The following is a 12,215-nucleotide window of genomic DNA, read 5'->3' as shown; positions in this document are numbered from 1 at the left end:
AAAAACCGGGGTTTCGGGGCCTTCCAGAGGCTCCGCACAACTGCTTACACCGAAAAGTGCTCTCAAGTCCTTGATTCACAAGGATTTTTCCAGGCTGGCACAGGGTTTGCCCTATTACTCGCATGCCACAGGCCTACTCCCCCTCCAGTGCTGCGCCGACATCGGCCGCAACGCGTTCGCGAGAGGGTTACGCACCTGTCTTCCTGGAACACCACAACCGAGTGAGCACAACCATGGAATCCCTATCCTCCCGACCGGAAGCCGCGCCCCGCAAACCCGCGGGCACGCCCGCTCCCGCCGTGGTGGCGCGCCGTGGCGCACGCTACCCCCGACCGGTGGAGTCTTCGCGCAGCACCCTGCGCGAAGACCGCCATCCCAATTCGCTCACCGCACCGCCCGTGCACCGCGGCTCCATGGCGCCGCTGCCCTGGCGCGGCTTCTGGAACAGCATCGGCACCGCCGTGCTGATGCGACTCAACGGCCGCAAGGCCTCCGCCGCCACGGCACCTGCCGCGCCGCAGGAGCCCTGGGAGCGCGCCGCCCGCCAGCGCCGCAACATCTTCCTGCTGCTGGCCCTGGCCACCAGCGCCCTGGCTACCACGCTCTTCGCCGGCGTGCAGCCCAGCTATGACAGCGCATGGCTCGAATACGGCCAGCTCGCCCTCTTCGCCCTGCTCTCCACCTGGGTGGTGACCGGCTTCCTCACGGCCATGATGGGCTTCTGGGTGATGCTGCGCGGCGACCGCCACGCCCTGTCGGCGAAAAGCGTCCGCAACGACGTGCTGAACCCCGACGCCCGCACCGCGATCATCATGCCCATCTGCAATGAAGACGTGGCCACGGTGTTCGCCGGCCTGCGCGCCACCTGCGAATCGGTGGCCGCCACGGGCCATGCCAGGACCTTCGACGTCTTCGTGCTCTCCGACAGCTACGACCCCGAGATCGCCGCCGCCGAGCGCGCCGCCTGGGAAGAACTGCGTGCCGTCCTGGCCGCCAATGCGAACCAGCCGCAGGTCGAGGTGTACTACCGCCTGCGCACGCGCCGCAGCCACCGCAAGGCCGGCAACGTGGCCGACTTCTGCCGCCGCTGGGGCAAGGACTACAAGTACATGGTGGTCCTCGATGCCGACAGCGTGATGAGCGGCGACTGCATCGTCTCCATGGCCAAGCTCATGGAAGCCCATCCGCGCGCCGGCATCATCCAGACCGCCACGCAGGCCATCGGCCACGTGACGCTGCACGCCCGCGCCCAGCAGTTCGCCTCGCGCGTCACCGGCCGGCTGTTCACGCTGGGCATGCAGTTCTGGCAGCTCGGCGAGTCCCACTACTGGGGCCACAACGCCATCATCCGCGTGAAGCCCTTCATGGACCACTGCGCCCTGGCCCCCATCAAGGGCACGGGCGGCATGAGCGGCGGCATCATGAGCCACGACTTCGTCGAGGCCGCGCTGATGCGCCGCGCCGGCTACCACGTGTGGCTGGTCTCCGACCTGGTGGGCAGCTACGAACAGCAGCCGCCGGACCTGCTGTCCGAGCTGCAGCGCGACCGCCGCTGGTGCCAGGGCAACCTGCAGAACGCCCGCCTGATGGCGGAACCCGGCATCCATCCCGTGCACCGCGCCATGTTCGTCACCGGCGCCATGGCCTACCTCTCGGCCCCGCTGTGGCTTGCCTTCATCACCTTCGGCACCGTGCTGTGGCTCTCCGGCGCCCGCCTCGTGGCCGACTGGAACGTGCTGCCCGGCGAACTGATGGCCCTGTGGGCGTGGACGCTGTGCATGCTGTTCCTGCCCCGCGTGCTGGGCGTGGCCGCCATCCTCATGAAGGGCGAGCAGAAGCAATACGGCGGCATGGCCAGCGTGTTCAAGAGCGCCGCGCTGGAAAGCGCCATGGCCATCCTGCAGGCGCCCATCCGCATGCTCGGCCACTCGCTCTTCGTGATCGTCGCCCTGACCGGCCTCAAGCTCGACTGGAAGTCGCCCCCCCGCGAAGCCAATGCCGTGCCCTGGAAGGACGCCCTGCGCCAACTGGCCCCGATGACCCTCGTGATCGCCCTGCTGGGCGTGGGCGTGGCGCTGATCGACCCGACCGCCCTGGTCTGGCTGATGCCCGTGGGTCTGCCGCTGGTGATGGCCATTCCCCTGGTCGTGCTGTCCAGCCAGATCGCCCTCGGCCGCGCCCTGCGCGCCCAGCGCCTGCTGCTGATCCCCGAGGAATCGTGGTCGCCGCCCGTGCTGCGCCGCGCCTGGATGCACGCCACCCAGCTGAAGAACGGCGGCCCGCTGCGCCAGCCCGCGCCGCTGCTCAAGGCGGCCTGAGGGACCGATTGCCCCTCGTGCGCGCACGGCGCGCACTTTCAAGCCGGCCCCCTGGGCCGGCTTTTTTCATGGGCGGCCGGCAGGGCTGCACCCAAGAAAAGGCCCTGCGGGGCAGGGCCTGGATCGAAAGTGAAGAAGAAAGACGGCGGGTAAAGGATCAGAACGGCAGCTTGGGCATGCCGCCCCCGCCGAAGCCCTTCATGCCGCCCATCTTCTTCATCATCTTCATGAGGCCGCCGCCCTTCATCTTCTTCATCATGCCCTGCATCTGGTCGAACTCGTTGAGCAGGCGGTTCACCTCCTGCACCTGCACGCCCGCCCCGGCCGCGATGCGCTTCTTTCGCGTGGCCTTGATGATCTCGGGCTTGCGGCGCTCCTGGGGCGTCATGCTCTGGATGATGCCTTCCTTGCGGCGGATGTCCTTCTCGGCCTTGTTCATGTCCACCTGGCCGGCCTTGGCCATCAATTCGGAGGGCAGCTTGTCCATGAGGCTGGAGATGCCGCCCATCTGCTTCATCTGCTGCAGCTGGCCGAGGAAGTCGTTCAGGTCGAAGCCGTCGCCGCTCTTGACCTTGGCGGCCAGCTTCTGCGCGGCCTCCAGATCGACGCCCGCGCTCACCTGCTCCACCAGGGCCACGATGTCGCCCATGCCCAGCACGCGGCCTGCATGGCGTTCGGCGTCGAACACTTCCAGGCCGTCGATCTTCTCGGACACGCCGGCGAACTTGATGGGCGCGCCCGTCACCTGCCGCACGGACAGCGCCGCGCCGCCGCGGGAATCGCCGTCGAGCTTGGTCAGCACGATGCCGGTGAGCGGCAGCGCCTCCTTGAAAGCCTTGGCCGTGTTGACCGCGTCCTGGCCCTGCATGGCATCGACCACGAACAGCGTCTCGACCGGGTTCAGCGCCGCGTGCAGCTCCTTGATCTCGTTCATGAGCGCCTCGTCGATCGCGAGGCGGCCGGCCGTATCGACCAGCAGCACGTCGAAATAGTGGCGGCGGGCGTGGTCGATCGCGGCGCGCGCGATGTCCAGGGGCTTCTGCTCGGGCGTGCTGGGAAACCATTCGGCACCCGCCTGCTTCGTCACCGTCTTGAGCTGCTCGATGGCGGCCGGGCGGTACACGTCGCCCGACACGGTGAGCACCTTCTTCTTGCGCTTCTCGATCAGGTGCTTGGCCAGCTTGGCCGTGGTCGTCGTCTTGCCGGCGCCCTGCAGGCCCGCCATCAGGATCACGGCCGGCGGCTGGGCGGCGAGGTTGATGTCCGACACGCCCTCGCCCATGGTCGCGGCCAGTTCGCGGTTCACGATGGAGACCAGGGTCTGCCCCGGCTTGAGCGAGCCCAGCACCTCCTGGCCCAGGGCCTTTTCCTTCACGCGCGCGATGAAGTCGCGCACCACCGGCAGGGCCACGTCGGCCTCCAGCAGCGCCATGCGCACCTCGCGCAGCATGTCCTGCACGTTGGATTCGGTGATGCGGGCCTGGCCTCGCATCTCCTTGACGAGCCGGGAGAGTTTTTCGGTGAGGGCGGATGCCATGGGACGTATTCCGGTTGGGCGGGCCGGACGCTGCATCCGGGCCGGGCCGCCTGGGCAGCGGCGGGCTAAACTGTGGGCCCATGATTTTACCCAGCGTCTCCCCCGCCCACTGGCTGCTCTCCCTGGGCGCGGCGCTGGCCTACGCAGTACCGGCCCTGGCGGCAGCCCGCATGGGCGCGGAACGCGGCCGCGCCGCGCTGTGGATCGCCTGGGTGCTGCATGCCGCGGTGCTGGCCTGGAGCCTGCTGGGCGACACGCCCCGCTTCGGCTTCGCGCCCGCGCTCTCGATGACGGCCTGGCTGGTGCTCACCGTCTATGCGATCGAGCACCAGGTCTTCCCGCAGATGCGCACGCGCTGGATGCTCGCCGCCCTGGGCGCCGCGGCCGTGCTGCTGGCACTGGTGTTCCCCGGGCAGCCGCTGCACGTCAATGCCTCGGCATGGCTGCCCCTGCACCTCGCCCTGGGCATCGCCTCCTACGGCCTCTTCGCCGCGGCCGTCGTGCACGCCTGGCTCATGACCCGCGCCGAGCGCCGCATCCGCCAGGCGGCGGACCCGCGCAGCGGGGTGCCGCTGCTCACGCTGGAGCGGCTCACCTTCCGCTTCGTCGTGGCCGGCTTCGTGCTGCTCACCGCCACGCTCGCGGCGGGCCTGCTGTTCGGCGAAACGCTGTACGGCCGCGCCTGGAACTGGGACCACAAGGCCGTGTTCTCCGTGCTCTCGTGGCTCACCTTCGCCGTGCTGCTCATCGGGCGCTCCCGGTTCGGCTGGCGCGGCCGCATCGCGGTGCGCGTGCTCTACGCCGGGGCCGGCCTGCTGCTGCTGGCCTACGTAGGATCGCGCTTCGTGCTCGAAGTGGTGCTGGGGCGCCCGCTGTGAAATACCTCGTGCTGCTGCTCGTGCTGGCCGTCGCCTTCTGGCTGTGGCGCGGCGGAGCTCGGCGCGGCCGGGTGGCAGGCGCCGAGGCCCGCGCCCGCCTGGCGACGCCGCAGGACATGGTGCCGTGCGCCCACTGCGGCGTGCACCTGCCGGCCTCGCAGGCGCTCGCGCACGGCGGGCACACCTACTGCGGCCCGGAGCACCAGCGCCTGGGCCCCCGCTAGGGCCGCGGCATGCCCCAGTGGTCCCACTCCACCCTGCAGGGGCCCGCGGCGGATCCGCCGTTCGCGCGCCTGTGGACGAGCTTCCTCGCGGGCCGCGTCGTGGTGGCCGTGGCCCTGCTGCTGCTGCAGGGTCTGGGTTTCGCCTTCAACCAGGGGGCCGGTCCGGCCCTGACGGGGCTGTGCACCCTCTACCTGCTGGCGGCGGTCATGACGCTCGCCATCTCGGGCGAAAAGCCGCCCCCGCCGCAGGCCGGCATCCGCTGGCTGCCCACCATCGGGGTGGACCTGGCGCTGATCGCCAGCCTGCAGATGCTGCAGTCGGGCGCGATGAACTACACACCCCTGTTCGGCCTGCCCATCCTCATGGCGGGCGTGCTGGGCACCCTCACCCTGGCCCTGGGCACGACCGCGGCCGCCACCCTGCTGCTGCTGGCCTGGACCTGGTGGCTGGGTGGCGCGGGCACGGCCGAATCGACGCAGCGCTACTTCCAGACGGCGCTGACGGGCACCGGCTACTTCATCGTCGCCTACCTCGTGCACCAATTGGCCACGCGCCTGCACCGCGAGCAGCAGCTGGCGCTGGAAGGCCAGCTCGCCGCAAAGCTGCAGGAACAGGTGAGCGCGCTCGTGATCGACCACCTCTCCGACGGCGTGATCGTGGTGGACGGCCGCGACACCGTCCGCCTCGCCAACCCGGCCGCGCTGCTGCTGCTCGGCGAATCGCCCCAGCCCGCCCCGCCGTTCCCGCTCACGAGCTCGCCGTCGTGGGCCCCCCTGCTCGACATGGCCCGGCAGACCTTTCGCCTGGCGCAGCCGCAGGGCGCCGATGTGGACATCCTGCAGCCGGGCCAGAGCCCGCTCGCGCTGCACGTGCGGACCTGGCTCACGGCCTCGCCCCTGATCGCGCTCGACACCGGCGGGGCGCAGATGTGCGTCATGTTCCTGCACGACCTGCGCGAGATGGAGGCGCGCCTGCGCACCGAGAAGCTGGCCGCCATGGGCCGCATGTCCGCCGCCGTGGCCCACGAGATCCGCAATCCACTGGCCGCCATCGTGCAGGCCAACGCTCTGCTGGAGGAAGACCTGTCCGACCCCGCCCACCGGCGGCTCGCCCACATGGTGCAGCAGAATGCCGCCCGGCTCGCCCGCATCGCGGAAGAGGTGCTGGACATCGCGCGCGTGCAGCACCAGATCGACCATGCCCCGGCCGGCACGCTGCCGCTGGACGAGTCGGTGGCCCAGGTCTGCCGGGACTGGCAGTCGCACAACCCGCACAGCCGCCGCGCCCAGCTGTCGCTGCATGCACCGGGCACGCAGGTGGAGTTCGACGCCGACCACCTGCGGCGCGTGCTGGTGAACCTGCTCGACAACGCCCTGCGCTACATGGGCTCCGAGCCGGATTCGCTCTGCATCTCCACCTATACCAATGCCGGAGGCCAGGCGCACCTGCAGGTCTGGAGCGACGGGGCGCCCCTGGACAAGACCGTGGAACGCCACCTGTTCGAGCCGTTCTTCTCGTCCGAGAGCCGCTCCAGCGGCCTGGGCCTCTATATCTGCCGCGAACTCTGCCAGCGCCATGGCGCCTCCGTCGGCTACCAGCGGCTCACCCGCGTGCTGGAGCGCGGCGCCATCGGCGGCAACGCATTCACGGTGGCCTTCCGCCGCGCCGCCAGGCCGGGAGGACCGGCCTCCCTGTTTGACACAATCGTCGTCTGACACCGCCCGACCATGCCGCCATGAATGCCCCCGCTGCCACCATCCTGGTCGTCGATGACGAACCCGACCTGCGCACGCTCTACGAACTCACGCTGCTGCGCGAGGGCTACCGCGTGGAGACGGCGGCGACCGTCGAAGAGGCCCGCCAGCAGCTCCAGACCCGGCGTTTCGACGCCGTCATCACCGACATGCGCCTGCCGGACGGCTTCGGCATGGAGCTGCTGCAGGACATCCGCCAGCAGAAGCGGCGCGAGCGCTGCGTGGTGATGACCGCCTACGGCTCCGCGGAGAACGCCGTCGAAGCGCTGCGCTCCGGCGCGTTCGACTACCTGACCAAGCCGGTGGACCTCAAGCAGTTCCGCTCCGTGGTCGCCTCGGCCGTACAGGGCACGGGTGGCGTGCCGCCGCCCCGCTCCGCGCGGCCCGGCCCGCCGGGGGCCGCCGCGGCCGCCAGCCTTTCCGGGCTCGATCCGCTCGTGGGCGACTCGGAGGCCATGCGCAACGTCAAGCAGCGCATCGCCAAGGTCGCGCGCAGCATGGCTCCCGTGCTGATCCGCGGCGAATCGGGCACCGGCAAGGAACTCGTCGCCCGCGCCCTGCACGGCTGCAGCCAGCGCGCCGACGGCCCGCTGGTGGCCGTGAACTGCGGCGCCATCCCCGAGAACCTGCTGGAGGCGGAATTCTTCGGCGCGCGCAAGGGTTCCTACACCGGCGCCAGCCAGGACCGGGACGGCTACTTCCAGGCCGCCCGCGGGGGCACGCTGTTCCTCGACGAGATCGGCGACCTGCCCCTGTCCATGCAGGCCAAGCTGCTGCGCGCCATCCAGGAGCGCAGCGTGCGCCCGCTGGGGTCCACCCAGGAAGACACCGTGGACGTGCGGATCGTCAGCGCCACCCACCGCGACCTGGCCGCCGACGTGCAGGCGGGCCGCTTCCGGCAGGACCTCTACTATCGCCTCAACGTGATCGAGGTCGTGATCCCGCCGCTGCGCGAGCGCCGCGAGGATCTTCCGGCCCTGTGCGCCGCGCTGCTGGACCGCATCGCCGCGGAAACCGGCCTGCCCGTGCCCGCGCTCACCGGCGAGGCCCTGGCGGACATCGCCCGGCACCCGCTCACCGGCAACGTGCGCGAACTGGAGAACCTGCTGCACCGCGCCGTGGCGCTGAGCGACGGCGGCGAACTGCACATCGAATGCCCCGCGGATGCCGCTGCCGGCACGCCGCGCGCGCCGGTGGCCGCGGCCCCGGCACCCGAGGCGTCCGGCGCGCCTGCCGGCACCGCGGACCCGCTGCCCGCGGCCCACGTGCCCCTGCCCAGCGACCTGCAGGGCTGGCTGGACCAGCAGGAGCGCGAGATCCTGGTGCGCGCCCTGCGCGAGCACGGGTTCAACCGCACGGCCACCGCCGCCCGCCTGGGCATCAGCCTGCGGCAGATCCGCTACCGCATCGACCGCCTGGCCATCGCCACGCCGCAGGACGACGACGCGCCGGACGACCATGCAGCCTCCTGACCCGAACGACGCTCCCGGGCACGGCGGCCTGGATGAAGCCGGCCCGCGCTGGAACGGCGGCTGGTACCTGCCCGCCATGGCCCTGCCCTCGCCGAATTTCGGGCCCCGCCCCGCCCAGGCCGCCATCGATCTCATCGTGGTGCATTCCATCAGCCTGCCCCCGGGCGAATACGGCACCGGCGAAGTCCAGCGCCTCTTCACCAACGCGCTGGACTGGGACGCCCACCCCTACTACGCCGGCATCCGCGGCCTGCAGGTATCGGCCCACTTCTTCATCGAGCGCGGGGGGCGGCTGTGGCAGTTCGTGGACTGCGGCGACCGCGCATGGCATGCGGGCCCATCCGCCTACCGGGGCCGGGACAACTGCAACGACGACTCGATCGGCATCGAACTGGAAGGACTGGAGGGCGACACCTTCGAGCCCGCCCAGTACCAGGCGCTCGCCACGCTGTGCCGGGACATCGCGCAACGCTATCCCGTGGCCCACGTCGCGGGCCATGAGCACGTCGCGCCCGGGCGTAAGCGGGACCCCGGGCCGGGGTTCGACTGGCGGGAGCTGCGGTCCCGGCTGGGCAGCCCGCGCATCGACTTCCCGCCGCAAGTCAAGCCCTCCTGACCTGCGAGCAAGGGTTTTCCCGAACTGCTGGCGCGGACGGGGGCAAATCGCGACACTCGCTCCCCTTGCGCTCCGCCAGCACTGGCGCCGGCCCGCGCCGCGCTCCGGCCCCGCAGCACGCGCCAGGCCTTGCTGAACGCTCCGGAACCACCGTCCGGCGCGGCCTCCGGGACCGGTTTCTCCCTTCCGTGCCAACGCATGGAAACATCGCGTGGCTACACGCATCGAATTTCAAGAGATACACTACATGTAGTGCCCGGGTAGTCATTTGACCACTACCTATAGCGTTCCGCATTACGCAATCAACTGGCGGTGTGCGCCTACACCACCGGCCTTTTTCTGCCACCCCATCCACCGAGGTTTCCTGTATGCAGCCTGCGCTGAGCCCTTCATCCGCCACGACCGCACCCGACCAGACGCCTGCGGCGCAGGGCACCGAGCCCGCGGCCGGCGGCCATCCGCTCTCGCATTACCAGATCATCCGCCGCAACGGCGCGGTCGTGCCGTTCGAGCCGCAGAAGATCGCCGTGGCCATGATGAAGGCCTTCCTGGCGGTGCACGGCACCCAGGGCGCGGCCTCGGCCAGCGTGCGCGAGACGGTGGACACCCTGACCCAGTCCGTGGTGCGCGCGCTCATGCGCTCGCGCCCGGGCGGTGGCACGTTCCACATCGAGGACGTGCAGGACAACGTGGAACTGAGCCTCATGCGCGGCGGCCACCACGAAGTGGCCCGTGCCTACGTGCTCTACCGCGAGCGCCGCACCCAGGAGCGCGCGCACCAGCAGCACGACCGCCAGCCCGTGCCCTCCACGCCGGTGCTGCACGTGATCGACAACGGCCAGCGCGTGCCGCTCGACGAGGCCCGCCTGCGCGGCCTGATCGACTCCGCCTGCGCCAACCTGGGCGCAGACGTGCACGCCGCGCCCATCGTGGCCGAGACGCTGCGCAACCTGTATGACGGCGTTCCGATGGACGAGGTGTACAAGGCCTCCATCCTGGCCGCGCGCACGCTGATCGAGAAGGACCCGGACTACACCTACGCCACCGCCCGCCTGCTGCTGCACACCATCGTGCGCGAGGTGCTGGGCCAGGACGTGGTGCCCGCCGACATGGGCCCGGCCTACGCCGCCTACTTCCCGCAGTTCATCCAGAAGGGCGTGGACAACGAACTGCTCGATCCCCGCCTGCTGCAGTACGACCTGGTCCGCCTGGGTGCCGCGCTCGATGCCGGCCGCGACCAGCAGTTCGACTACCTGGGCCTGCAGACCCTGTACGACCGCTACTTCCTGCACGTGCGCAAGACGCGCATCGAGCTGCCCCAGTGCTTCTTCATGCGCGTGGCCATGGGCCTGGCGCTGAACGAGCCCAACCGCGAGGCCCGTGCCATCGAGTTCTACGAGGTGCTGTCGTCGTTCGACTTCATGTCGAGCACGCCCACGCTCTTCAACAGCGGCACGCTGCGCTCGCAACTCTCGTCCTGCTACCTCACCACGGTGCCAGACGACCTCGACGGCATCTACGAATCCATCAAGGAAAACGCCCTGCTCTCCAAGTTCGCGGGCGGCCTGGGCAACGACTGGACGCGCGTGCGCGCGCTCGGCTCGCACATCAAGGGCACGAACGGCGAATCGCAGGGCGTGGTGCCGTTCCTCAAGGTGGTGAACGACACGGCCGTGGCCGTGAACCAGGGCGGCAAGCGCAAGGGCGCCGTCTGCACCTACCTGGAAACCTGGCACCTCGACATCGAGGAATTCCTGGAGCTGCGCAAGAACACCGGCGACGACCGCCGCCGCACGCACGACATGAACACGGCCAACTGGATCCCCGACCTGTTCATGCGCCGCGTGATGGAAAAGGGCACCTGGACGCTGTTCTCGCCCTCCTCCGTGCCGGACCTGCACGACCTGTTCGGCGCCGACTTCGAGAAGGCCTACGTCGCCTACGAAGAAAAGGCCGCGCGCGGCGAGATCAAGCCCTCGCGCACCGTGCAGGCCACCGACCTGTGGCGCAAGATCCTCACGATGCTGTTCGAGACCGGCCACCCCTGGATCACGTTCAAGGACGCCTGCAACGTGCGCTCGCCCCAGCAGCACGCCGGCGTGGTGCATTCGTCCAACCTCTGCACCGAGATCACGCTCAACACCAGCGACGCCGAAACCGCCGTGTGCAACCTCGGCTCGGTGAACCTCGTGCGCCACCTGAAGGACGGCCCGAACGGCAAGGAGCTCGACCACGCCAAGCTGCGCAAGACCATCTCCACGGCCATGCGCATGCTCGACAACGTGATCGACATCAACTACTACGCGGTCGAGAAGGCGCGCAACTCCAACATGCGCCACCGCCCGGTGGGCCTGGGCCTGATGGCCTTCCAGGACAGCCTGTACGAGCTGCGCATTCCCTACGCCTCGCAGGCCGCGGTGGAATTCGCCGACCGCTCGATGGAAGCGATCTGCTACTACGCCTACTGGGCCTCCACCGAGCTCGCCCAGGAACGCGGCAAGTACTCCAGCTACCCCGGCTCGCTGTGGGACCGCGGCATCCTGCCGATCGACACGCTCGACCTGCTGGAGAAGGCCCGCGGCGGCTACGTGGAAGTGGACCGCGCCGCCACGCTCGACTGGGACGCGCTGCGCCAGAAGATCGCCCGCGACGGCATGCGCAACTCCAACTGCGTGGCCATCGCGCCCACGGCCACCATCTCCAACATCGTCGGCGTGGATGCGTCGATCGAACCGTCCTTCGGCAACCTGTCGGTCAAGTCGAACCTGTCGGGCGAGTTCACCGTCATCAACGGCTACCTCGTGCGCGACCTCAAGCGCCTGGGCCTGTGGGACGACGTGATGGTCATGGACCTCAAGCACTTCAAGGGCTCGCTGCACCCGATCGACCGCGTGCCGCAGGACGTGAAGGCGCTGTACTCCACCGCCTTTGAAGTGGCGCCCACGTGGCTGGTGGAAGCCGCGTCGCGCCGCCAGAAGTGGATCGACCAGGCGCAGAGCCTGAACATCTACATGGCCGGCGCCTCCGGCAAGAAGCTCGACGAGACCTACAAGCTCGCCTGGGTGCGCGGCCTCAAGACCACGTACTACCTGCGCACGCAGAGCGCGACGCACGTCGAGATGAGCACCGTGAACACGCGCCAGCTCAACGCCGTTTCGTCGGGCAGCGACAGCGCGATGCAGGCCGCCGGCACCGGCGCCGCGCGCCCCAGCGCGCTCGATGCGGCCGCCGCCGCGGCGCAGTCGCAGGCCGCCGCATTGCCCGCGACCGACGTGAAGTTCTGCGCCATCGACGACCCCACCTGCGAAGCCTGCCAGTGATGTGAATGCCCGCGCGGAAGGTCTCATCCCGAGACCTTCCGCGCTTGTGCTCTGAAGCAACAAAAACATCGCTGCGCCACGCTGCGGCGCTTTTA

At 69.7% G+C, this 12,215-nt stretch carries 8 protein-coding genes; 7 read left to right on the top strand and 1 reads right to left on the bottom strand.

Annotated features, from left to right (window positions below; translation table 11 throughout):
- Window positions 1–233: 233 nt before the first annotated feature.
- Window positions 234–2,318, top strand: coding sequence for a glucans biosynthesis glucosyltransferase MdoH (gene mdoH / locus BLR99_RS01900; protein WP_074686732.1), 2,085 nt, complete (start codon window positions 234–236; stop codon window positions 2,316–2,318).
- 157 nt (window positions 2,319–2,475) lie between these two features.
- Here the strand turns inward: mdoH and ffh are convergent, their stop codons facing one another.
- On the bottom strand, window positions 2,476–3,855 hold the full coding sequence (gene ffh / locus BLR99_RS01895; protein WP_011794026.1) for a signal recognition particle protein: 1,380 nt from the start codon (window positions 3,853–3,855) through the stop codon (window positions 2,476–2,478).
- Window positions 3,856–3,935: 80 nt separating this feature from the next.
- On the opposite strand from ffh, the gene BLR99_RS01890 reads away from it, so the two are divergent.
- The 6 genes from BLR99_RS01890 (at window position 3,936) to BLR99_RS01865 (ending at window position 12,120) form a co-directional block, all read left to right on the top strand.
- Window positions 3,936–4,733: a cytochrome C assembly family protein gene (locus BLR99_RS01890; protein WP_074686730.1), complete on the top strand. Its 798-nt coding sequence runs from the start codon at window positions 3,936–3,938 to the stop codon at window positions 4,731–4,733.
- On the top strand, window positions 4,730–4,957 hold the full coding sequence (locus BLR99_RS01885; RefSeq protein ID WP_074686728.1) for a PP0621 family protein: 228 nt from the start codon (window positions 4,730–4,732) through the stop codon (window positions 4,955–4,957). The genes BLR99_RS01890 and BLR99_RS01885 overlap by 4 nt, the downstream gene beginning before the upstream one ends.
- Before the next feature lie 9 nt (window positions 4,958–4,966).
- The gene (locus BLR99_RS01880; protein ID WP_011794023.1) at window positions 4,967–6,673 is read left to right on the top strand and encodes a sensor histidine kinase; all 1,707 of its coding nucleotides are present in this window, start codon (window positions 4,967–4,969) and stop codon (window positions 6,671–6,673) included.
- 20 nt (window positions 6,674–6,693) lie between these two features.
- Window positions 6,694–8,184, top strand: coding sequence for a sigma-54-dependent transcriptional regulator (locus BLR99_RS01875; protein WP_011794022.1), 1,491 nt, complete (start codon window positions 6,694–6,696; stop codon window positions 8,182–8,184).
- Window positions 8,171–8,800, top strand: a complete 630-nt coding sequence (gene ampD / locus BLR99_RS01870; RefSeq protein ID WP_074686726.1) for a 1,6-anhydro-N-acetylmuramyl-L-alanine amidase AmpD — start codon at window positions 8,171–8,173, stop codon at window positions 8,798–8,800. The genes BLR99_RS01875 and ampD overlap by 14 nt, the downstream gene beginning before the upstream one ends.
- A 368-nt stretch (window positions 8,801–9,168) precedes the next feature.
- Window positions 9,169–12,120, top strand: coding sequence for a ribonucleoside-diphosphate reductase subunit alpha (locus BLR99_RS01865; protein WP_074686724.1), 2,952 nt, complete (start codon window positions 9,169–9,171; stop codon window positions 12,118–12,120).
- The last annotated feature ends 95 nt before the right edge of the window (window positions 12,121–12,215 follow it).

It is taken from the genome of Paracidovorax citrulli (genome assembly GCF_900100305.1).
GTDB classification, from domain to species: Bacteria; Pseudomonadota; Gammaproteobacteria; order Burkholderiales; family Burkholderiaceae_C; genus Paracidovorax; species Paracidovorax citrulli.
Note: the sequence above shows the minus strand (reverse complement) of the source record. Positions and strands in the feature narration are given on the sequence as shown.